This is a genomic window from Mesorhizobium sp. M0802 (assembly GCF_040320115.1).
In the GTDB taxonomy this organism is placed as follows: Bacteria; Pseudomonadota; Alphaproteobacteria; order Rhizobiales; family Rhizobiaceae; genus Mesorhizobium.
Window position 1 is genome coordinate 122918 of record NZ_JAMYOY010000014.1, and the last position, 22296, is coordinate 145213.

At 62.7% G+C, this 22296-nt stretch carries 24 protein-coding genes; 15 read left to right on the forward strand and 9 right to left on the reverse strand.

Annotated features, from left to right (window positions below; all coding sequences use genetic code 11):
* Positions 1 to 104: 104 nt before the first annotated feature.
* The gene (locus NKI10_RS20030) at positions 105 to 1751 is read right to left on the reverse strand and encodes an acyl-CoA synthetase (protein ID WP_352810929.1); all 1647 of its coding nucleotides are present in this window, start codon (positions 1749 to 1751) and stop codon (positions 105 to 107) included.
* Between the two features lie 201 nt (positions 1752 to 1952).
* On the opposite strand from NKI10_RS20030, the gene NKI10_RS20035 reads away from it, so the two are divergent.
* The 4 genes from NKI10_RS20035 to NKI10_RS20050 all read left to right on the forward strand — a co-directional run bounded on the left by NKI10_RS20035 (position 1953) and on the right by NKI10_RS20050 (position 8208).
* A complete protein-coding gene (locus NKI10_RS20035; protein WP_352861589.1) occupies positions 1953 to 3074 on the forward strand; it encodes a KamA family radical SAM protein in 1122 nt (373 codons plus the stop codon).
* A gap of 150 nt (positions 3075 to 3224) precedes the next feature.
* A complete protein-coding gene (gene metH / locus NKI10_RS20040; protein WP_352861591.1) occupies positions 3225 to 7034 on the forward strand; it encodes a methionine synthase in 3810 nt (1269 codons plus the stop codon).
* Positions 7035 to 7224: 190 nt separating this feature from the next.
* Entirely contained in the window at positions 7225 to 7803 is a 579-nt protein-coding gene (locus NKI10_RS20045) for a BA14K family protein (protein ID WP_352861593.1), read from the forward strand.
* Positions 7804 to 7890: 87 nt separating this feature from the next.
* A complete protein-coding gene (locus NKI10_RS20050) occupies positions 7891 to 8208 on the forward strand; it encodes a DUF2934 domain-containing protein (RefSeq protein ID WP_352861595.1) in 318 nt (105 codons plus the stop codon).
* Between the two features lie 187 nt (positions 8209 to 8395).
* Here NKI10_RS20050 and NKI10_RS20055 read toward each other — a convergent pair whose 3' ends face one another.
* The 3 genes from NKI10_RS20055 to NKI10_RS20065 all read right to left on the reverse strand — a co-directional run bounded on the left by NKI10_RS20055 (position 8396) and on the right by NKI10_RS20065 (position 11705).
* Positions 8396 to 9382 (reverse strand): GIY-YIG nuclease family protein, encoded by a 987-nt coding sequence (locus tag NKI10_RS20055; RefSeq protein ID WP_352861597.1) that lies wholly within the window; start codon positions 9380 to 9382, stop codon positions 8396 to 8398.
* 74 nt (positions 9383 to 9456) lie between these two features.
* Positions 9457 to 11277: an ATP-dependent nuclease gene (locus NKI10_RS20060; protein ID WP_352861599.1), complete on the reverse strand. Its 1821-nt coding sequence runs from the start codon at positions 11275 to 11277 to the stop codon at positions 9457 to 9459.
* Between the two features lie 170 nt (positions 11278 to 11447).
* On the reverse strand, positions 11448 to 11705 hold the full coding sequence (locus NKI10_RS20065; RefSeq protein ID WP_352521048.1) for a hypothetical protein: 258 nt from the start codon (positions 11703 to 11705) through the stop codon (positions 11448 to 11450).
* Between the two features lie 330 nt (positions 11706 to 12035).
* Between NKI10_RS20065 and minC the strand changes: the two genes are divergently transcribed.
* From minC to NKI10_RS20105, 8 genes are all read left to right on the forward strand, one after another.
* Positions 12036 to 12866 (forward strand): septum site-determining protein MinC, encoded by an 831-nt coding sequence (gene minC / locus NKI10_RS20070; RefSeq protein WP_023695517.1) that lies wholly within the window; start codon positions 12036 to 12038, stop codon positions 12864 to 12866.
* A gap of 49 nt (positions 12867 to 12915) precedes the next feature.
* Positions 12916 to 13731, forward strand: coding sequence for a septum site-determining protein MinD (minD, locus tag NKI10_RS20075; protein ID WP_023670342.1), 816 nt, complete (start codon positions 12916 to 12918; stop codon positions 13729 to 13731).
* Positions 13728 to 14000: a cell division topological specificity factor MinE gene (gene minE / locus NKI10_RS20080; protein WP_023684809.1), complete on the forward strand. Its 273-nt coding sequence runs from the start codon at positions 13728 to 13730 to the stop codon at positions 13998 to 14000. The genes minD and minE overlap by 4 nt, the downstream gene beginning before the upstream one ends.
* A gap of 305 nt (positions 14001 to 14305) precedes the next feature.
* Positions 14306 to 14752 (forward strand): ArsR/SmtB family transcription factor, encoded by a 447-nt coding sequence (locus NKI10_RS20085; RefSeq protein ID WP_352861601.1) that lies wholly within the window; start codon positions 14306 to 14308, stop codon positions 14750 to 14752.
* Positions 14749 to 15285 (forward strand): SRPBCC family protein, encoded by a 537-nt coding sequence (locus tag NKI10_RS20090; protein ID WP_352861603.1) that lies wholly within the window; start codon positions 14749 to 14751, stop codon positions 15283 to 15285. The genes NKI10_RS20085 and NKI10_RS20090 overlap by 4 nt, the downstream gene beginning before the upstream one ends.
* 165 nt (positions 15286 to 15450) lie before the next feature.
* Entirely contained in the window at positions 15451 to 16032 is a 582-nt protein-coding gene (locus NKI10_RS20095; protein ID WP_352805447.1) for a dihydrofolate reductase family protein, read from the forward strand.
* Positions 16033 to 16196: 164 nt separating this feature from the next.
* Positions 16197 to 17078: an EamA family transporter gene (locus NKI10_RS20100; RefSeq protein WP_352861605.1), complete on the forward strand. Its 882-nt coding sequence runs from the start codon at positions 16197 to 16199 to the stop codon at positions 17076 to 17078.
* Positions 17079 to 17223: 145 nt separating this feature from the next.
* Positions 17224 to 18399: a hypothetical protein gene (locus tag NKI10_RS20105; protein ID WP_352861607.1), complete on the forward strand. Its 1176-nt coding sequence runs from the start codon at positions 17224 to 17226 to the stop codon at positions 18397 to 18399.
* Positions 18400 to 18489: 90 nt separating this feature from the next.
* Here NKI10_RS20105 and NKI10_RS20110 read toward each other — a convergent pair whose 3' ends face one another.
* From NKI10_RS20110 to dinB, 4 genes are all read right to left on the reverse strand, one after another.
* Positions 18490 to 18582: a hypothetical protein gene (locus tag NKI10_RS20110; protein WP_023689018.1), complete on the reverse strand. Its 93-nt coding sequence runs from the start codon at positions 18580 to 18582 to the stop codon at positions 18490 to 18492.
* Between the two features lie 73 nt (positions 18583 to 18655).
* Positions 18656 to 18754, reverse strand: coding sequence for a putative RiPP precursor (locus NKI10_RS20115; RefSeq protein ID WP_352861609.1), 99 nt, complete (start codon positions 18752 to 18754; stop codon positions 18656 to 18658).
* Positions 18755 to 18813: 59 nt separating this feature from the next.
* On the reverse strand, positions 18814 to 18912 hold the full coding sequence (locus NKI10_RS20120; protein ID WP_023670351.1) for a hypothetical protein: 99 nt from the start codon (positions 18910 to 18912) through the stop codon (positions 18814 to 18816).
* 285 nt (positions 18913 to 19197) lie between these two features.
* Complete coding sequence (gene dinB, locus NKI10_RS20125) at positions 19198 to 20439, reverse strand: DNA polymerase IV (RefSeq protein ID WP_352861611.1); 1242 nt, start codon at positions 20437 to 20439, stop codon at positions 19198 to 19200.
* Positions 20440 to 20672: 233 nt separating this feature from the next.
* On the opposite strand from dinB, the gene NKI10_RS20130 reads away from it, so the two are divergent.
* The 3 genes from NKI10_RS20130 to NKI10_RS20140 all read left to right on the forward strand — a co-directional run bounded on the left by NKI10_RS20130 (position 20673) and on the right by NKI10_RS20140 (position 21955).
* On the forward strand, positions 20673 to 20909 hold the full coding sequence (locus NKI10_RS20130; protein WP_023670353.1) for a hypothetical protein: 237 nt from the start codon (positions 20673 to 20675) through the stop codon (positions 20907 to 20909).
* A 154-nt stretch (positions 20910 to 21063) separates the two neighbouring features.
* The gene (locus tag NKI10_RS20135) at positions 21064 to 21471 is read left to right on the forward strand and encodes a heme-copper oxidase family protein (protein WP_023684822.1); all 408 of its coding nucleotides are present in this window, start codon (positions 21064 to 21066) and stop codon (positions 21469 to 21471) included.
* A gap of 262 nt (positions 21472 to 21733) precedes the next feature.
* Positions 21734 to 21955, forward strand: coding sequence for a hypothetical protein (locus NKI10_RS20140; RefSeq protein WP_023670355.1), 222 nt, complete (start codon positions 21734 to 21736; stop codon positions 21953 to 21955).
* A gap of 20 nt (positions 21956 to 21975) precedes the next feature.
* On the opposite strand, the gene NKI10_RS20145 is transcribed toward NKI10_RS20140, so the two are convergent.
* Positions 21976 to 22206: a hypothetical protein gene (locus NKI10_RS20145; RefSeq protein WP_023702926.1), complete on the reverse strand. Its 231-nt coding sequence runs from the start codon at positions 22204 to 22206 to the stop codon at positions 21976 to 21978.
* Between the last annotated feature and the right edge of the window lie 90 nt (positions 22207 to 22296).

Genomic DNA, 22296 nt, shown 5'->3' on the forward strand with positions numbered 1-22296 from the left:
TGACTCCTTTTGCAGCGCGAGACGACGTTAGCGCTTCACGCGCAACGACCCCCTCTGTCGCCTTCGGCGACATCTCCCCCTCGAGGGGGGAGATTGGCGCCTAATCACGCCTTGCGCTTCTCCACCTCCGCCTTCCTCAGCAGGAAGCGCTGGATCTTGCCGCTTGGGGTCTTCGGCAGTTCCGTGATGAACTCGACCTCGCGCGGGTAGGCGTGCGCCGACAGCCGTTTCTTGACGTGCTGGGCCAGCTCTTCGGCGAGCTCCGAATTGCCCTTGTAAGCCGGCGCCAGAACGACGAAGGCCTTGACGATCTCGGTGCGCTGCGGATCGGGCACGCCGACGACAGCCGCCTCGTTGACCGCCGGATGCTCGATCAACGCGCTTTCGACGTCGAACGGGCCGATGCGATAACCGGCCGAGGTGATGACATCGTCGGCGCGGCCGATGAAGGAAACCGAACCGTCCGGCTCGTACTCCACCGTGTCGCCGGTGCGGTAGTAGCCGCCCGTGGTCGCCGGCGTCTCGGCTTGGTGATAGCCGTCGAACCAGCGCAGCGGCGACTTCGCGATGTCGACGGCGAGGATGCCGGGCTGGTTGGGGCCGAGCTCGTTGCCGGCCTCGTCCAGTACCACCATGCGATATCCGGGCATGGCGAAGCCGGCCGAGCCCGCGCGCACGACATGCGAGAGCCCATGATGGTTGTTGACCATCATGCCGTTCTCGGTCTGGCCGTAATGGTCGTGAATGGGCGCGGCGAGATTTGCGTCGAACCAGCGGATGACTTCCGGGTTGAGCGGCTCGCCGGCGCTGCTCACCACGCGCAGTCTGCCTTTGACACGGGCCGCAGCTTCCGCGCCTTCCGCCATCAGCAGGCGATAGGCGGTCGGCGAGCCGGCAAGGCTGGTGACGCCGAGCCGCTCGATGATGTCGTAAGTGCTCTTGGCGTTGAAGGCGCCTTCATGGAAGGTCGTGGCGATGCCGAGCTGCAACGGGCCGGTGATGGCGTAATAGAGGCCGTAGGCCCAGCCGGGATCGGCGATATTCCAGAAGATGTCGTCGGGCAGCAAGCCGATCGCGTCACGCATATAGGCGCCGAAGGCGAGCAGGGCGCGGAGCGGCACCGGGACGCCCTTGGGCAGGCCGGTCGTTCCCGACGTCGACATCATCATGAACAAATCGTCGCCCTTGCGCATCACCGGCTGGCACTCGGGCGAGGCGGCGGCAAGCGCGGCGCGGAAATCGATGTCGCCTGCAGGTAGCACATCGCCATTGCCAAGAATGGTGGCGATTTGCGCTGATGTCTCGACCTCGTCGAGCTTGCCGCGATTGGCCGGGTTGGTCACCACGATCCTGGCGCCGCTATAGCCGAGGCGGTGCTCGATGGCTTTCGGACCGAAGGCGGTGAACAGCGGCTGGTAGACCGCGCCGATGCGCCACGTCCCGAGGATCAGCGCCACCAGTTTGGGGACGCGCGGCAGCATGCCGGCGACGACATCGCCGGCACCGACGCCGGCGGCCTTGAGCACATTGGCGGCGCGCCCGGACATGTCGGCGAGATCGTCGAAGCTGAATTCGCGAAGCTCGCCGCCGGCCGAGATCGCGCGCAGCGCCAGCCGGTCTTCTCCGGTGTAGCGGCCGCAGCATTCGACATAGGCATTGATGCCGGTTCCAGGGTTGCCATACAACCGCGCGATCTCATCTTCGATGCGAAAGCGCTGAACGGCATCCTCATAGCGCGGCATTTTGCTCATCGCGGTCCTCCCTAGGCGGCGCCCATCTCGCCTTGGAGCGCCTTATCGGTCAGATTGCCTGAAATTGCTGCGCTGGTCGATTACGGCGATAGTCGGGGAATGCGAAGGATCGCAGCGCAGCGACAATCCGCGCCGAGCCACAGCTGTTGACCGAACCATCCATCCGGCCGATAGCACCGCCAGAATTGCCCCGAGGCCCCAATGACCCCAGACTCAACTTTCGATGACGCGGCCATCGCCGACGAAGGACGCGATGCCGACACCGCCTGGCAAAACGACATCCGCGCGGGCGTGCGCCACGTCCGCGATCTCGCCTCGCTGCCGCTGTCACCCGCCGAGCACGCGGCGGCGCAGGAGGCGGCTACGCGCCACAAGGTGCGTGCCCCAAAAACCTATCTCGACCTGATCGACTGGAACGATCCCGCCGACCCGATCCGCGCCCAGGTCATTCCATCGCCGGATGAGCTGACGGAAACGGAAGGCGAGCTCGACGATCCGATCGCCGACCATGCCTTCAGTCCGGTGCCGCGACTGACGCACCGCCACGCCGACCGCGTGCTGTTGTTTGCGACCTACCAATGCGCGGTCTCTTGCCGCTTCTGCTTCCGCAAGGAGTCTCTGACCTCGATCGGCCGCGGCTACACGCGCGAGGCGCTCGAAGACGCCTTTGCCTATATCGAAGCCCATACCGAAATCCGCGAAGTGATCCTGACCGGCGGCGATCCGCTTTCGCTGCCGGACAAGGCGCTGGCCGAAATCCGCGCCCGTATCGAGGCGATCGCGCATGTGAGGCTGCTGCGTATCCACACGCGCGTGCCTGTCGTACTGCCCGCGCGCATCACGCCGGGGCTGGTTGGCGCGTTGCAGGGCCGGCTGATGGTCACAATCGTCACCCATTTCAACCATGGGCGGGAGATCACGCCGGCCACCGAATTGGCCTGCCGCGTCATGCGCCAGGCAGGCTTCGTGCTGCTCAACCAGAGTGTCCTGCTCAAGGGCGTCAACGACACGGTCGAGGTGCTGGAGGAACTCTGCCGCGAACTGATGTACCGGCTCGGCGTCAAACCCTATTACCTGCACCACGGCGACCTCGCGCGCGGCATGGCGCACAGGCGCACCACGATTGCGCAGGGACAGGCGCTGGCCGGCGCGCTGCGCGCCCGCCTGTCGGGCATCTGCAATCCGGTCTATGTGCTGGACCTGCCGGAAGGCGGCGGCAAGGTGCCGCTCGGGCCATGCCATGTCGAGGGGCGGGAAGGGCAGGATTGGCGCATCCGCGGCCAGGATGGCGAGGTGAGGGTATATCGGGACGTGGTGGTGTAGGCACGGCCCAGCGGCGACAATGACCGTCGCCGTCACATTGTCGATCGGGATGACCATCGCACCAAACTCTCGCCACTACGCGTTCGCCTGCATTCCGTATGTTGACATAAAGATATCCTTATGTGATGGTTGTCGCCTCAAGGATAAAAAATGTCGCAGAATTCTGCATCGCTGGACGCATTGTTCGGCCCCGTCGCGGCCAGACCCGATGGGTCCGAAGTGCTTGCGGCGCTCACGGCAGCGGCGCGCGAGCGCATTCTCATTCTCGACGGCGCCATGGGCACGCAGATTCAGGGTCTCGGTTTCGACGAGGAGCATTTTCGCGGCGAGGCATTCGCCGGCTGCGCCTGCCACCAGCAGGGCAACAACGACCTCTTGATCCTGACGCAGCCGAAGGCGATCGAGGAGATCCATTATCAATACGCCATCGCTGGCGCCGATATCCTCGAGACCAACACCTTCTCCTCGACCTCGATCGCCCAGGCGGATTACGGCATGGAGGATGCCGTCTACGCGCTGAACCGCGACGGCGCGCGGCTGGTGCGTCGGGCAGCGGCGAGGGCACAGCAGGAGGACGGCAAGCGGCGCTTCGTCGCCGGCGCGCTCGGGCCGACCAACCGCACCGCCTCGATGTCGCCCGACGTCAACAATCCCGGCTATCGCGCCGTGACCTTCGATGAATTGCGCCTGGCTTATGGCGAGCAGTTGCGCGGCCTGGTCGACGGTGGCGCCGACATCATTCTCATCGAGACCATCTTCGATACGCTGAACGCCAAGGCGGCGATCTTTGCCTGCAACGAGATTTTCCTCGAAAAGGGCGTGCGCCTGCCGGTGATGATTTCGGGCACCATCACCGATCTCTCCGGCCGCACGCTGTCGGGCCAGACGCCGACCGCCTTCTGGCATTCGGTGCGCCATGCCAACCCCTTCACCATCGGCCTCAACTGCGCGCTCGGCGCCAATGCGATGCGCGCGCATCTGGCCGAAATTTCAGGCGCCGCCGACACCTTCGTCTGCGCCTATCCGAATGCCGGCCTGCCCAATGAATTCGGCCGCTATGACGAGAGCCCGGACTTCATGGCCGCGCAGATCGAGGATTTTGCGCGCGAAGGGCTGGTCAATGTCGTCGGCGGCTGCTGCGGCTCGACGCCGGAGCACATCCGGGCGATTGCCGAGGCTGTCAAGAAATATCCGCCACGCGCCATCCCCGAGATCGAGCGCAAGATGCGCCTGTCCGGGCTGGAGCCGTTCACGCTGACCGACGAGATTCCCTTCGTCAATGTCGGCGAACGCACCAACGTCACCGGCTCGGCCAAGTTCCGAAAGCTGATCACGGCGGGCGACTATGTCCCGGCGCTCGACGTGGCGCGCGACCAGGTCGCCAATGGCGCACAGATCATCGACATCAACATGGATGAAGGCCTGATCGATTCGAAAAAGGCGATGGTCGAGTACCTCAATTTGATCGCCGCCGAACCCGACATCGCCCGTGTTCCGGTGATGGTCGACTCCTCGAAATGGGAGATCATCGAGGCCGGGCTGAAATGCGTGCAGGGCAAGCCACTGGTCAACTCCATCTCGATGAAGGAAGGCGAGGAAGCCTTTCTGCATCATGCGAAGCTGGTGCGCGCCTATGGCGCGGCGGTGGTCGTCATGGCCTTCGACGAGGCCGGCCAGGCCGACACCAAGGCGCGCAAGGTGGAGATCTGCAACCGCGCCTACAAGCTGCTCACCGAACAGGCCGGTTTCCCGCCCGAAGACATCGTCTTCGACCCCAACGTCTTCGCGGTCGCCACCGGCATCGAGGAGCACGACAATTACGGCGTCGACTTCATCGAGGCCACCGGCGAGATCACCGCCACGCTGCCGCATGTGCATATCTCGGGCGGCGTCTCGAACCTGTCCTTCTCCTTCCGCGGCAACGAGCCCGTGCGCGAGGCGATGCACGCCGTGTTCCTCTACCACGCCATCCAGCGCGGCATGGATATGGGCATCGTCAATGCCGGCCAGCTCGCCGTCTACGACACGATCGAGCCGGAGCTGCGCGAAGCGTGCCAGGACGTCGTGCTCAACCGCGCGCCCCGGGCCGGCGGCACTGCCACCGAACGCATGCTGGAGATCGCCGAGCGTTTCAAGGGCACGGCCGGCAAGGACGCCAGGGAGCGCGATCTCGCCTGGCGCGACTGGACAGTCGAGCAGCGGATTTCCCATGCGCTGGTCAACGGCATCACCGAATTCATCGACGCCGACACCGAAGAGGCGCGGCTTGCGGCCGAGCGGCCTCTGCATGTCATCGAAGGCCCGCTGATGGCCGGCATGAATGTCGTCGGCGATCTGTTCGGCGCTGGAAAGATGTTTCTGCCGCAAGTGGTGAAGTCGGCGCGCGTGATGAAGCAGGCGGTGGCCGGATTGCTGCCGCACATGGAGGCCGAAAAACTGGCCAACGCCGCCAATGGCATCGACAATGGCGAGCGCCAGACGGCCGGCAAAATCCTGATGGCGACTGTAAAGGGCGATGTCCACGACATCGGCAAGAACATCGTCGGCGTCGTTCTGGCCTGCAACAATTACGAGATCATCGATCTCGGCGTCATGGTGCCGGCGGCGAAGATCCTGCAGACGGCTCGCGAGCAAAATGTCGACATCATCGGCCTGTCCGGCCTGATCACCCCGTCGCTGGACGAGATGGTGCACATGGCCGCCGAGATGGAGCGTGAAGGGTTTGACATTCCGCTGCTGATCGGCGGCGCCACGACCAGCCGCGTGCACACGGCGGTGAAGATCCACCCGCGCTATTCCAAGGGACAGACGGTCTATGTCAACGACGCCAGCCGCGCCGTCGGCGTCGTCTCGTCCTTGCTGTCGAACGAGACCAAGGGCGGCTACGTCGACACAGTGCGGGCCGAGTACAAAAAGGTCGCCGACGCGCATGCCCGCTCCGAGGCCGACAAGCAGCGGCTGCCGCTGGCAAAGGCCAGGGCCAATGCGCACAAGGTCGACTGGTCCGCCTATGAACCGCCGAAGCCGTCCTTCACCGGCGTGAAAGTGTTCGAGAACTGGGACCTGACCGAGCTCTCGCGCTACATCGACTGGACGCCGTTCTTCCAGACCTGGGAGCTGAAGGGGCGCTATCCCAAGATCCTCGATGACGAGAAGCAGGGACCGGCGGCGCGCCAGCTGTTCGAGGATGCGCAGGCGATGCTGAAAAAGATCATCGCGGAAAAATGGTTCGCGCCGCGCGCCGTCATCGGCTTCTGGCCGGCGAACGCCGTCGGCGACGACATCAGGCTGTTCACGGATGAGGCACGCTCGCAGGAGCTTGCCACTTTCTTCACGCTGCGCCAGCAGCTGACCAAGCGCGACGGCAAGGCCAATGTCGCGCTGTCGGATTTCGTCGCACCCGCCGACATCGGCAAGCCCGATTACATCGGCGGCTTCATCGTCACCGCAGGGATCGAGGAGGTGGCGATATCAGAGCGTTTCGAGCGCGCCAACGACGATTACTCCTCGATCATGGTCAAGGCGCTGGCCGACCGTTTCGCCGAAGCCTTTGCCGAGCGCATGCATGAGAAAGTGCGCAAGGAATTCTGGGGCTATGCATCAGACGAGACGCTGGCGCCCGACGAACTGGTCGGCGAGCCCTATCGCGGCATCCGCCCGGCGCCCGGCTATCCCGCGCAGCCCGATCATACCGAGAAGGCGACCTTGTTCCGGCTGCTCGACGGCGAGCGCAATGCCGGCGTCAGCCTGACCGAGAGCTATGCGATGTGGCCGGGCTCCTCGGTCTCCGGCATCTATCTCGCCCATCCCGAAAGCTATTTTTTCGGCGTCGCCAAAGTCGAGCGCGACCAGGTCGAGGACTATGCCCGCCGCAAAGCCATGCCGCTGGCCGATGTCGAGCGCTGGCTCGGCGCGATCCTCAACTATGTCCCTCAGCACTATGCCGAGGCGGCGGAATAGCGGCTGCGACGTGGCCCAATGGCTGCTCGACCGCTCCCTTGATTTTTCACCGTCGAAAAAAATCGCGCCGCACCCGGTTCTCGGCGAGCTGCCGGTTGTCGGTCGGTCAGACTTAGGTCCCTCGCGCCTGCTTTTCTGGAACAAGCCGTGATGTCCCGCATTTTATTGGCAGGGACACAAGGAGTGTCGAGTGAAAGCGATTTTGGGACTGGTCGGCGGCTTCGTGCTGACCCTTGCGGTGTTCGGCAGCGGGCTGGTTTTCGCAGCCTGGCTGCTTGCCGCCAAGCCAGCGCGGGAGGCAAGGCCGACCGTCAGCGTGGCGGAACTGTGGACCCGGAAAGCGCGGCCGGTGGACAAGACGGCGCAGGACTTCGAACGTGTGCCGCCCGAGCAGTCCGCGCCTGCCGACATCGCCGCCAAGGAGCCAGCCCAGGACCCGGCCAGGCAGCAGCCCGATCCCACCGTCACCGGCGCCATCGCGCGGACCGAACTGCCGCCGCCGCATCTCGCCTGGTGCGCCACCCGCTACCGCTCCTACGATCCCGAGGACAACAGCTACATGTCCTATAGCGGACAGCAGCGCACCTGCGTATCGCCCTATCTCGCCGCGCCGCGAGAGGCAAGCTATGTCGAGGGCGCGGGCGCCTACGCGGCCGCCGGCGGCGAACCGGACCATGTCGCCTCCTGCTTCAGCCGCTATCGCTCCTACCGTCCGGAAGACAACAGCTACCAGCCATATTCCGGCGGGCCGAGACGGCAATGCGAATAGCCAGCGCGAAGGGCGCCGCGAACGATTGCGACCGCGCGATTTCTGGGGTCGTTCGGATCGTCCTCGAAGCCCAGGGGAGGAACCACCATGGAAGACGACCGCCATCACAAGATACAGCAGCGCGCCTACCAGATCTGGGAGCGCGAAGGCACTGGCGACCCCGAGCACCACTGGCACCGGGCCGAGGCCGAAATCGACCGCGAAGCCGCTCTGCCGCTGACCGCCGACGACGCCCTGCCGCGCGAGATCGCCAGCACCGACGTCCTGACCGTCGAGGAACTCGCCGTGCGCACCGGCATATCGGGCGACGAGGCACAGGAGCTGATTGACCGGCTTGGTACGAACAGGGCGGCGGTGGAGCAGGCGGCGAGGGGGATCAAGGGGAAACGCCAGGCGAAGTCGTGACGGTATGGTCTATCGCTTCATTTCAAAGAACGAGGGCACTTGGAAGATCAAGCTGATCCGGCTGGTGTGCGGCGATTCGGTCGAGAGGCGCTACATCGACGAATGTGTCCAAGATATCGGCCAAACTGCACGATGGACGTTGAGGGACTCGTTCGCTAAGCGCGGGGCCTCCTATTCGAACTGGTGCCTAATTTATGCCCTTGGCCTTTCCAGGCGCGCTCTTTATCGCTGGCATCTTTGATACGCAAAATCTCATAAATTCGTTTTCGATTTCGCGCTTATCCGCTGTAAAGAATTCCCCGCCTTGAGAGCTAAAACGGACTTTAAACAGGTCCTTCAGTTCGTCCTCGTGGCGATGGGCGGTAGAGACATCCGGAAAGGCCTGACTATTCACGAGCTTCCAGCGGCATGTTCCATTTTCCGGGAATCCCCCATTAACCTCCTTAAGCCGCCGCTTAGGGTCGTTCGAACGTCCGACCTTTACCAAAGCCTTGCCGACATGAGATCCTGTTCGGCCGAGTAGCGCCTCGGCGCCACCTTCAAGCATCATTAGATACAGGTTGTTTTCGCCGTCCTCATGGGTTGCCGTCCGGGTGCCAAGGCTGGGAGGGAAACCGCGCGAAGGCTTGAGCAGTTCGCCCATCACCCCTTTGGCCAATTCAGCTTCGGAGATTGATGGCTCGCCGTATACGTTGACCTGAAAGACAGGATGGCTCAGCGCGCGTTCGCGCTCTTCAGGCGTCAGCAAAATTGCGCGAGTTGTTCGCTCGAATCGATTCTCATTCGCGTATGCTTCGGGTGCGATTGTGTTAATACGGACGCGGTTCCTCACCCGCCATACGCGCCGAACCTTCACGCCGAAAGTCCATCTGTCTAGGAAGCCATGTTCCTCCTTCCAATCGATAGCCGGCGGGGCAGAGCGTTCCCGATCGGAGCAGCGCTCCCCTGTGACCTCCAGAAAGCCCAAAGCCTGACGCTTCAGCGATGTATCCGTCAGATGGTCTACCGCCCCATAGATCAGGACCAGATCGCCATCCCTCATCCGTTCGAGCATGGTTTCGCGCTGAGGCTCATACGTAAAGCCAAGATAGCCTGCTTCTTCAGGGCTGAAGCCGTAAAAAGCACGAAGCCACACCTGTCGATCTTCAGGAAGTTCCGCAGCCACTTCACTCATCACCCACCCCAGCATTCACCTTGTTGGCAACGACACCTGATCGAAAATGGCAAGTTTTCATAGTGATTTATGTTTCAGGTTGCTGCTACCGCTGCAACAAGGCTCTGTACATAGTCCCGCAGTGGCGTCAGCTGCTCAGGGTTATGTTCAAGTATGTGCTTCAGCAGAAATAGAGAGTCATTCTTCTTGGCGAAAGGCGCGCGGTGCTCGGAGAGGGTTCCGCACACACTGGCGATAAGATTGGCCGCGTCGACGTGGGTAAGCCACTCCACGTTCCTTATGTCGTCACTCCATTCCGGAACAAGAAGCGGGCGCTTGACAGCCGCGGCCTTCAAAGTTGCTTCGACCGTATCTGGCGTAACGGTTGCAACAGACCCGGGATCCTTGCTTATGACAAAGGCCGCAATTGCTGCGGGGTCGATAAAGAAGCATTCCAGGTGGCGCCTAGGCAAGAAATGCAGCAAGCCGCCGGCCTTCCGCTTCATTTCCGTTTTTTCTGCATCGGTCAGCTTCTCTGTGTCGAAGCTGAAAGCAACCGACACAACCAGCGTAGCAGCGGCGGAGCTCAAGCGGCTGTAAACCTCATACACGATTGCCGGATCGCGCCTGTTCGTGTTGAAGTCACCCGTTGCCGCAACCGACGTGATAATAGTTCCGCGCGGCAGCGGTCCAACCAGCTGTTGATACAGATAAGGGAAACACAGCTCCTCCGTCGGACCTTCCACCCACACCACACGTTCGGCCGCGAACACGTCTGCCATTGAGACACCTAAGTGCTCGGCTACCTCACGAAACTTCCCAACCTCATCGAGGTTCAGTCGCTCGACTGAGGATTCGTATCCGGCGCGCTTGACGAGATGAATTGTCGTGGGGTTACTGAAGCCGATCACCTCAGGGGCGTGTGTAGAAATTATGTATTGATTATGAGCATATCGCGTCTGCAAAATTCGGAGCAGCGCCTTAACCGCTGCGGGGTGCAAAAAGCTGTTGATCTCGTCGATTATAATCACGGCCTTATCGATCGTCATTATCGCAGTGAGAAGCGCGATAACCTGAGATACGCCTGTTCCGCTTGAGTTGAGCGGAAAGCTAAGTTCAACTCGTTCCATTACCTCAGTCGGCCAGACCCGGACTTCTAATTGGTTGTTCTCTGGTCGCGTTCTGATACTGAGATTGGCGACTGTGGGGAACACTTCTCGAAGATGATCCACCAGTTGCCGAAAAATGTCGCCTCGTTCACTGTTCAAAGTATGAAGCACATTCGGCAAATTGCCCGCGTTTGATTGGAGGCGTCCTGCATAACCAAATGCCGCCTCACCGATCGTTAGGCGCTCAGCCGCAAAATAGAACATTTCGCGTTGCCATGCTGCAAAAAGCAAGTTAGGCAAAGTGTCATTTCCAGAGCTTTGTATACCAAATGTTATTTCGCCGTTTGTTGGTGTCGCGGATGCACAAGTTTGTGGTGTTCCATCGCCGTAATAAAATAAATTGTGGGATGGGTAAGAAGAATAGAATTCTGTGTTTTCATTTCTTTTTACGTCAATACGCATTTCATCAATATTGAATAGCTGTTGTAAATATGCCTCCTGATCAAGATCAGGCAGGGTTTGCAATGGAAAATATTGAGTGGATCCAGATATTAGAATCCAATCTCGTATCTCAGCCCCGCTAATTTCCAGAGTGAATTCTATCTCGGGTCGCTTTAGTCGAAATGCCTCCCATTTATCCGGTGTGCGATGTCTGTCGTCGGGAATAGAAGGCAGCAGTGCGCGAAGTAGGGCGCTTTTCCCAGAATTATTTTGCCCTATTATGATATTAATTCCATCAGTGAAGGATATATCCCCTGTGTCTTCAAACGACTGAAAGCCCTTTATTCTGATCCTAGATACTCTCATTAGAGCTATTTCCGAATTTCAGAGTGTTGTTATGATTAATTGCTGCCAGTATGGTGCCAGTTTAACGGGATGCTTCCTGAGACATTCCAACGCATAAACCGAGCATATCGATATGGGGACGCATTACCAGCTAGCAGACCCGGCTGTTAAAATGCCGTGGTCGGCGGTGTCTAAGTCTTAGGCGGCCCGCAGCATCCCTTGAGAATCGCTATCTCGGCCTCGTGGTCGCCACCCGACATGGATGCAATCGGCACGCCGATCAGGAAGACACCAAGCGCATCACCGGATGCTGACTTGTTCTGCTGGTTTGAAATGACAGCAAGGCGTTGTCTCTCGGCTGGCGTGCAGGGGCCGGAATTCGGAACGCCTGCAATCTTGTCGGGCGGCGTGGCACACCCTGCGAGGCCAGCCAGCAGCGATAGTGTCAAAAACTACGTTTCATTATTCCCCCATTAAACCCATCCCATGCCGACATTACGCGGCGCATGGCGGCGCGCAAGTATTCAACGCTCGGCAATACATGATTATTTTCAACAATCTGCGCCGACACTTGCTGCGTTGCGGTCGTTACGATTGCAGCTTGCCTTGCCGGCGGCCGGCGAATGATCGCGTCGATTCGTGCTCTTGCAAGGGTGGCAGGATGCCTGGCCCGGGCTGTCAAGAAAGGCGCCCCCTCTGCTCGCGAATACCCCCTCCCGTTAACCTTTCATTAACCATACCACGGCTAGCGTTTACCTCTCAGTAAGGAATCGCCCGCTGTGACCTTTGCCGCTCCCCTCGAGGCCAAATCCATTCGCTTTCGCGCCCGCTCCTTCGTCGCATTCACGCTGACGCCGGAGGCGCCTTTGGACGTTTGGCTGGAGAGCCTCGATCGCTGGGTCGGCAATTCGCCGGGATATTTTGCGGGGCGCCCGGTGGTGCTCGACCTGAACGTGCTCAAGCCCGATGTCGTGGCCATCGAAGCGCTGGTCGATCTGCTCGGCCAGCGCGGAATCCGCATCTATGCCATGGAACTCGATGGTGGCGCCGAGCTTGGCACGCATCTGCCGCCGGTGCTGGTCGGCGCCAAGGAGGCGACCACCGACGGGCTGCTGCAGCCGAGCCGCAAGGCGGGCAGGGCGGAGGAGGACACTGCGGTAAGCGACATGAAGGCGGCCGGTGACATCAAGGCAGAGGCCGGCGATTTGAAGGCGGGCGATTTGAAACCGGCGAGCGATGCCAAGGCACAGCCGAAAGACGCCAAAATTGCCGCACCCGACGCTGGCACGCTGATGATCCGCTCGCCGATCCGTTCAGGGCAGCTGATCTTCCATCCGCATGGCGATGTCATCGTGCTGGGCTCCGTCGCGTCCGGCTCCGAGATCGTCGCCACCGGTTCCATCCACGTCTATGGCACGCTGCGCGGCCGCGCTTCGGCAGGCGCTCAAGGGAACACGGCGGCGCGTGTCTTCTGCCGCAGGAACGAAGCCGAACTTCTCTCGGTCGATGGCTGGTATTGCACGGCCGAGGAGATGGACCCGTCAGTCCGGGGCAAGCCTGTGCAGGCATTTCTCGAAAACGGCATGCTGCGCATCGCCCCTTTCAGCTAATGCGTCTCGCCCGACAACGACATAACGAACAACAACGGAGGCTTTATTGATGGGCAAGGTAGTGGTGGTCACCTCGGGCAAGGGGGGCGTCGGCAAGACGACCTCTACCGCGGCTCTGGGGGCGGCGGTCGCCAAGACCGGCAAGAAGGTGGCGCTGGTGGATTTCGATGTTGGCCTGCGCAACCTCGATTTGATCATGGGCGCCGAACGCCGCGTGGTGTTCGACCTCGTCAACGTCATCCAGGGCTCGGCAAAGCTGTCGCAGGCGCTGATCCGCGACAAGCGGGTCGAGACGCTGTTCCTGCTGCCGGCCTCGCAGACGCGCGACAAGGATGCGCTGACCGAGGAGGGCGTCGCCGAGGTCATCGGCAAGCTGCGCTCGGTGTTCGACTACGTCTTCTGCGACAGCCCGGCCGGCATCGAGCGCGGCGCGCAGCTCGCCATGCGCTTTGCCGACGAGGCGGTCATCGTCACCAATCCGGAAGTGTCGTCGGTGCGCGATTCCGACCGCATCATCGGCCTGCTCGATTCCCGCACCTTGCGAGCCGAGGAGGGCGAGCAGATCGCCAAGCATGTGCTGGTCACGCGCTATGATGCGGGACGCGCCGCGCGGGGCGAAATGCTGTCGATCGACGATGTGCTGGAGATCCTGTCGGTGCCGCTGCTCGGCATTATCCCCGAGAGCCAGGATGTGCTGCGCGCCTCCAACCTCGGTTCGCCGGTGACGCTGTCGGAGCCGCTGAACGCCGCTGCCAAGGCTTACATCGACGCGGCCAAGCGCCTCGAGGGCGAACAGCTGCCGGTCATCGTGCCCTTCGAACGCAAGGGCTTCCTCGATCGTCTTTTGGGAAGGAGGGCGGCATGAACCTGCTCGACATCTTCAAGCGGCGCACCAGCGCGCCGGTGGCGCGCGAACGGCTGCAAGTGCTTCTCGCCTATGAGCGCCGCAACCGCAGCCAGCCCGATCTCGTCTCCATCCTGCGCGAGGAGATCATGGCGGTGATCGCCAAGCATGTGCAGATCGACCAGGATTATCTCCAGGTCTCGATGGACCGCGGCGAGACCATGTCGACGCTGGAGATCGACATCCAGATCCCCAACAAGAGCGCGGTGCCGCTGGCCATGGCGGGGTGAGGGCACTTTACCCTCCCCCTTGTGGGGGTCCGAAGGACGGGCGAGACCCGTGGCTCGCCCCGGCAAGTCGATCCGCAAAGCGGATCGGGGTGGGGGTCTGCGCGGACCTCCGCCATCTTGGGTTCCTCTCCCAGACTTCGTGAGGGAAGAGGAAATCCACATCCCCCACGGTCAGCGCTAGTACCCCCGCCCGGACCTACGGTCCGACCTCCCCACAAGGGGGAGGTAGGGGGCCAGCGCCTCTCCCCAAAAAACATTCAACCAACTAGTTGACTATCTAAAATCTCGCCTCTATATTCAACTACATGGTTGAATTAGAGGCGCCCCAGATGGACCAGGTTTTTCACGCCCTCGGCGACGCCACGCGCCGGAACATGCTTAACCACCTCGCCGGCGGCGAGCGTACGGTGAGCGAGCTGGCTCAACCCTTTGCCATGTCGCTGGCCGCCGCCTCCAAGCACATCAAGGCGCTGGAGCATGCCGGGCTGATCCGGCGCGAAGTGCGCGGGCGCACCCATGTCTGCCGCCTCGAGGCCCGCCCGCTGGCCACCGCCTATCAGTGGCTCGGCCAATACGCGCGTTTCTGGAACAGCCGCCTCGATGTCCTCGAACAGCTTTTGCGCGAGGAGGCGGGGCGCAAAACGTCGACAACGCCGTCAACGCCGGCACCGGCAAATCCAGAACCATCCAAGCCGGAATCACCCAAGCCAGACACATCCAGGCCAACATCATCCGAGGGAGACGACCGATGAACCAGATGAACAGCTTCGACGGCTACGCCCAGCTGATCCAGCCGGCCACGTTGAGGATCGAACGGCTTTTGCCCGGCACCAGGGAGCGCGTCTGGGAATATCTGACGCAGAGCGATCTGCGCCGCCAATGGCTGGCGGCCGGCGACATGCAGATGGAGGAAGGCTCTTCCTTCGATCTGGTCTGGCGCAATGACGAACTGACCGACCCGCCCGGCGACAGGCCGGCCAGCTTCAGTGGCGGCGAGCAGCGGATGCACAACCAGATCGTCGAGTGCGATCCGCCGCGCAAGCTCACCATCACCTGGAACGGCAGCGGCAATGTCACCTTCGAATTGGCGCAGCGCGGCGACGACGTTCTGCTCACCCTGGTCCACCGCCGCCTGCCGGACCGCTCGAGCCTGATGATGCATGCCGCAGGGTGGCACGTGCATCTCGACCTCCTGGTTGCCTGCGTGGCGGCCGAGAAACCCGAACCGTTCTGGGACAGCTTTAGCCGTCTCGTGGCGGACTACGACCGGCGCCTGCCGGCCTGACCTGACCTGACGCATCGCCCGGTCCAACCGGGCACCATCGATCCCTTGCGCCGGATGCCGGCGCAAGGGCCGGCGAAACACGCGCCTTCGCCAGACACCGCGGCGCGTCATCGGAAGTGAAACCAGGCAACGTGCTTGCATCCCGCAAGCCCGAAGGAGGAAGTCATGCGTAAATTGATCACCGGAATGAAGATCTCCATCGACGGCAAGATCGAAGGCCCCGAAGGCTTCGCCGACTGGGTCGACAACTGGTCGGAGGAATACGGCCTGATGCCTGAGATCGACGCCTGCCTGCTCGGCGGCGTCATGTATGCCGGTTATGAGCGCTACTGGAGCGCGATCCAACAGAACGAGCCGGACCAGCCATTGCCGATGACCGGCAGACTGGTCGACCCGGCCGAACTCGAATGGGCGCGCTTTGCCGCGAAAACCCCGCACTATGTGCTGTCGAACACCATGACGACGTCAGCCTGGGCCTCGACGCGCTTCCTGCGCCGCCTCGACGACGTCGCGGCACTGAAGCGCGAGCCCGGCAAGAACATCTACCTCATGGGCGGCGCCCGCATCACCGCCAGCCTGATCGAAGCCGGCCTGGTCGATGAAATGCGGCTGATCGTCTATCCGCTGCTCGCCGGCGACGGCAAGGCGCTGTTCGGCATGGTGCACGCCCGGCACGGACTGGAACTGCGCAAGGCCGAGGCGCTTTCGGATGGACGTGTGAGCCTGGTGTATGGGCTGGCGAGCTAGCTTCTTTTCCTCTCCCCCGATCGACGGGGGAGAGGAAATGCGTCGGCGTTCGCCTCCCACCCTTGCCCTATCAACAGCCCGCTCGTGCCACACGACAGCCAGGCCCTTTATCCCTATCTCCAGCCTGCGCTACGGCCTGCTGGTCGCGTGGGGAGGGACTGGAATTGACGTCGACGTCGATTGCCGCAGCTGAAGCGAAGGCCTTGCCGATCGGCGCGTTGCTTGGCGCCATGGTGTCGATCCAGATCGGCGCCACCTTCGCCAAGAGCCTGTTTCCGCTGATCGGCGCCAACGGCACCACGGCGCTGCGGCTGGCCTTGGGCGCGCTGATGCTGGCGGCGGTGCTGAGGCCGTGGCGGGTGCGGCCGTCGCGCGCCGTGCTGCCCTGGCTCATCGCCTATGGCGTCAACCTCGCGGCGCTGAACCTGCTGTTTTATGCAGCGCTCGCCAGAATCCCGCTCGGCGTCGCGGTGGCGCTCGAATTCTCCGGCCCGCTGCTCGTGGCGACGCTGCCGTCGCGGCGCGCCACCGACTTCGTCTGGGTGGTGCTGGCCGTTGCCGGCATATTGCTGTTGTCGCCCTTGATCCATTCTAGCAGCGCGCTTGATCCGATCGGCGTCATGCTGGCGCTGGCCGCCGGCTGCTGCTGGGCGCTCTACATCGTCTTTGCGCAAAAGGCGGGCGCCGAGCTTGGCAGCCAGACCACGGCTTACGGGCTGGTCATAGCCGCTGCCGTCGCCCTGCCGTTCGGCCTCGCCGAGGCGGGTACCGGCCTGATCGCACCCGCGATCCTGGTCAGCGCGCTGCTGGTCGGGCTGTTCTCCAGCGCCTTGCCGTTCTGGCTGGAGATGGTGGCGCTGACCCGGATGCCGGCCAGGCTCTACGGCACGCTGACTTGTCTGGAGCCGGCGCTGGGCGCGCTGGCCGGCTTCCTGTTCCTGCACGAGACCCTGAGCCCGCTGCAATGCGCGGGCATCGCCGCCGTGGTCGTCGCCGCCTTCGGCGCCGCGCTGACCACGAAGCCGCCGGTGCCATCGCCGGAATAGTTGCCTGAAATGGGTATGTGACGCCGATGCCGTGGTCCGCCGGTCCCGTGTCCGGTTGCTCAAGCGCCTGCAGCATCGATATATGGATCGATGTATGCGCAGGAGATCCAGATGAGCAGGGCCGACAGCATTGCTTGAGCCGTCCGTGATCAAGGCAATACTCCTTGTCGGGCTCGCCGCTGTCGTTGCGGCTTTGGCCTGGCGGCTGGCGCGGTCGCGTCGCAGAGCCCGGCTTCGTGAAGATCCGGCCAACGACTACGCCGTGCGCCGGGACTGGTCGGGCAACCACGGCAAGCTCAATCATTCGACCTTTGTCTATTTCGATGCCGATCGCGACGGCCGCTACGGGCTCGGCGACCGCCCGATGGCCGGCATCATGGTCAGACTGCATGATGGCGACGGCCGCTTCGTCGCCGCGGCGCGGAGCAATCGCGGCGGCTTTGCCAATTTCCTGGCGTCGACGAAACGTCGGGCCGCGCTCATCCATGTGCCGGGCAGCTACCGCTTCACCGTGTCTCTGCCGCCCGGCTGGCGCTCGAGCAGCGCCAACGAAGTACAGTCGCAGCACCTCCGGCCGCTGCCAGGCTCGCCCACCGGGCTGGTGTCGGACGCAATGCTGCAGCCGGTCGGCCTGTTTGCGATACGCCGGCTCAGCGGCCGCGTAGCGGACGGTGTTTCGACGAGCATCTCGGTGATGGCGAAAGGGCAAGAGGTGGCGGTGCATCCGCTAAGTGCTGGCGCTGGCTTCCGTCTCGATCTGCCCGATGACGCCGACGCGATCGAAATCACCGGCGGTGGCATGGAACGACGACTGGCCTTGTCGGCCTACCCGACCGAGCTCGGCCTGCTGTCGCCCGAGAACGCGGCTGTCGACAGCGCCGCGTCCTTGCAGGCCATCGGTTTCGACGATGTCACGACGCGCGGCCTGCGCAAGGTGCCGTCCGGTTATGCCGGGTTGACCTGGTTCAACCTGAACGCACTGGCGCGCGATCATACCGAAGGCAGCGAAGGCTACGTCAACGGCAATATCTCGGGAGACCATGTCTGCTATACGAGCAGCGGACACCCGGCCGAATTCTCGAGCGACAAACCGTTCGGGTTCCATTCCGTGATGCTGACGGCGGCATGGTTGAAGTCCGAAGGCGAAACCGCACTGGTCGAGAGCTGGCTTGGCGACCGGCTGATCGCCAGCGACACGATCGTCCTGTCGGCACTGGCGCCCGTCCACTATGCGCCGATGCTGGCGGCGGTGACGCGCGTACGCCTCTCCACGAGCCACTATTGGCAGCTAGTGCTCGACGATCTGGTGGTTGTGCGCTGAACGGTCCCGCCGCCTGCGGGAGATCATGCTCCGGAAACGATCAAGCCGCCCGACTCTGCCAGGAGGATCTCGATCTACCGGGGAACGAGTTTAGCCCGGAATAGGAGCAGAAGCGCCGTTCGCGGTGATCTGCGAGAGCTTGCCCTTTTTTACCAGCACTGGCTTGGAATAGGTCTTCCTCATTTTCCACTCTCCACGTCGGGCACCCAAAGCCCTGTTCCCGGCCAGACGGCACGAGGCGTCGGATAATCGGCTGCTAGACGGCGACCGGCCCGGAGCCGTTACCATTATCGGCTGTAACCTGCGAGAGCTTGCTTTTCTTGACCAGCACCAGCTTCGAATAGGTCTTCTTCATGCCGCATCTCCAGTGTCAGGCGAGGCCGCCAGATCAGGCGACAGTCCGACTCAACGACTTCACTCGATCGGGCCGGAACCCGCTCCATTGGCGAGCGCCGTAACCTGCGAAAGCTTGCCTTTTTTGACCAGAACAGGCTTCGAATAGGTTTTCTTCATAGTGAATCCTCCAAGCTTACGCGATAATGCCAGACGGATCGGCACTGTCAACCTTCGCGGCCTCGCTGTCCCATCCCGGTTTTTCTTGGCGCCGATGCGCTAACTGCAAGTCCACCTTCATCGACAAAGCGTTGTTCTTGGGCGTGCATGGCGTGGCCGGGTTGCGGTGCGAAAAATGTCCGAAACTGCGGCGGGTCTGGCCTGGTTGGTCGGCCTGCTCAAACAGAGCGGCAATGCAGCGCGGAGGGGTCCAGCCTAAACATTGGCCTTGCCGTCGCGCCGCACTCACAGTTCCTTCTCCGCCAGTTCGCGGAAGGCGTCGGGAACCGAGCGCCGGGCTTCCAGCGCCACGGCGCCATAGCCGACAGCCTCTCTGCCAAAGCGCTGGCGGATCTTGTCGATGGCGCGGTCGGCGCCAAAGCGCGCCAGGCCTTGCCTGCTGCCGGGCCGCTGCTTTTCATCGGCAAGCCCGAGCGGCAGCTCCAACTGCAGCTCGGCACTTTCTTCCAGCTGCGACACCGAGATCGCCAGCAGCGAGATGGTCTTCTCCCGAGGGTTGGCGGCCAGCACGCCGCGCACCAGCTCCCCGGCGATTTCGGCCAGCATCGCGGTTGCCGAAATCGGCTGATCGAGCGTCAGCGAGCGTGTGACAGCGTGCAGATCGGCGAAACGCACGCGCACCGTCACCGTGCGCCCGGGCCGTGATTTCGCCCTGAGCCGGCTTGCGACCCGGTCTGCCAGATGCAGCAGCACGGGTCCGAAGATACGCGCCTCGGCCGGCCGTCTGCCAAGCGCCGACTGCGCGCCGGCGGAATGCGACCGCCTGTGGGTTTCGAGCTTTCGCGGGTCGCGGTTCCATGCCAGCGACGCCAGCTTTTCGCCGGCGGCGGGCCCGAGTAACCTTCGCAGCGCCCCGCTATGCGTCTTTGCCAACTGGCCGATGGTCTCGATGCCGATCTCGGCCAGCCGCGCTCTGGTCGCCGGGCCGACGCCCCACATCAGCCCGACCGGCAGATCATGCAGGAAGGCAAGTTCGGTGTCCGGATCGACCACCACCAGGCCGTCGGGCTTGGCCACCTGCGAGGCGATCTTGGCCAGATGCTTGGTGCGCGCCACGCCGATCGAGATCGGCAGGCCGAGCTCTGCCCGGACGCGCCGACGCACCGTGGCGGCGATCTCGGCCGGCGGCCCGAACAGATGCGTGCAGCCGGCGACGTCGGCAAAGGCTTCATCGATGGAAATCCGCTCGACCAGCGGCGTGAAATCGTCGAGCACCTTGATGGCGGCGTCGCCCAGCCGCTGATAGTCGGCGAAATGGCCGCCGACGAAAATCAGTCCGGGGCAAAGCTCGCGCGCACTTCGTCCGGGCATGCCGCCGCGCACGCCGAAAACCCTGGCTTCGTAGGAGGCGGCAAGCACGACGCCGCCGCCGACGGCGATCGGCTTGCCCCTGAGCGCCGGGTCGAGCAACTGCTCGACCGAGGCGTAGAAGGCGTCGAGATCCGCATGCAGGATGGTGGGCTCCATCCCGACCGTTCCCTTTGCGGCGTTGCAGCATTAGCCGCGTCTGTTGTGAGAGGCGTTTTTGCCGAACAAATAGAGAACAAACAGGGCCTATTGTCAAGCGAAGCGGTTGTCGCCGGCCGGCCCGTTCCAGGTCGGGCTGTCGAGTGCTCCGCCTGGGCATCGGACCTGCGGAACATTGTCTCTCGCCTCGGCGTTCATATCCGCGACGGGACGCTGTTTTTGTGGAGGCCGGTATGGGCCAGTTCGAGATGATCGACCTCGTCAGCGTCATTGACGCCTGCACGAGCGATCGCGTTGCCGGGCACTGCGTGTCAATGGCCAGGGCGGTGGAGGAGTTGCGAGTGCTGACCGGTGATTTCGTATCGCCGGACGAGACGGTGGCCAACGCGCTGTCGGCAGTGGCGCTGGGGCGCGGCTGCGCGGTGGTGTTCGACGAGCGAGCGGGCGCCGACATCTTGCTGACGCCGTAGCGCGGCGGCGCCGGGTTGTGGCAGCCAGAAAAGTCGAACAGCGTGCAAAAAGCTGTGCAGGCATGGCCCCATAACCGGGGCGTGGAAAAGTTCTGCGCGTGGGTGTATTCTCCAGGTCGCAAGCGGTCGAAGACCGCATAGGGGGAGAAATGACATGCCGAGGGTTTCAGAACTCTTTTTCAAAACTGCCATCTTGTTCCTGATGTTGGGGATTGCGGCCGGCCTGCAGATGGCGATCTCGGGTGACCACGCCGCTTTTCCGGCGCACGCGCATATCAATCTGCTCGGTTGGGTGACGAGCGCCATCTTCGGCGGCTACTACGCGCTCAATCCGCAAAAGGCGGCGCGTCGCATCGCCATGATCCACTACGGGCTCTACACTCTCGGCTTGGTGATCATGCTGCCGGCGCTGTATGTGATGCTGCAGGGAAACCCGGCGCTTGAACCGATCGTCGCCGGCGGCTCGCTCATCGTCGCCGCTGCCGTTCTGGTTTTTGCTTTCGTGGTGTTTTCGCCCGAAACGGCGCGCTCGGTGTCCGGCGTGGTGCCGGCTTCTCGCTGACTGTTCGCGCAGCGATCAAGTCCGACCCGCGTTCGCGACCCGCGACGCGGGTTGGCCAGCCCGATGGACAGCCGCTGGTTTGCGGTGTCTACCGCCGCGTGGGCGCTTAACATACCCGAGTCCCACCACGTATTATTTCGTGACTATTTGGCGCCGGAACCTTCCCAGATATCGCGCGTTGCGGCGACTGTATTCGCGCTGCCTTATATATAGACAGCCTTGAGTACGTCCACAGCATGGGTTGGGGGAGGAGCAGGCCACCATGTCGAACAGAGAAATCGGAACGTCGGCCTCACTGGGCCGACGCATCGCCGATCTGAAAGCCAGGATGCGAGACGCCAGCGTTACTGAACACGAGATGCAGACCTTCCAGAAGGTCGCAGCCATCATGGGAGGTGTCGAAGGCTCCCTACGCCTCGACGCCGACGACCTGATCGCGGCGTCCTTCGTCACCGAGGCGCTCGGCGATCCCGGGTCGAATTGAAGGTCAGAGCCCGTCGGCACTCAAGTGCCGGCGGTCGATGGCCCGGTTCGCAGCGCCGCGATGCCGGAGCGTGTCTGCACCGCCCGCGGCGGGGATTTCTTGCGCACTTTGAAGATTTCAGGCGAGCGGCCTCGACGGCGCTTGAAATATTGGGCTTCGCGTTCGTGCTTCTCGGCTGCTTCTCGGCTGTCGAAGGTGCCGAGATTGTCGCCGTCCAGCCCTTGACCACAAGGGCTAAGCCAAACCGCCAAGGCGCCTTAAACGAAGGATCCGGCCAGCCGGATCCTTCGAAATATCGCGATGCTCCGGCATCGCCTTCAGCTCATCCTTGGTCCAACTGG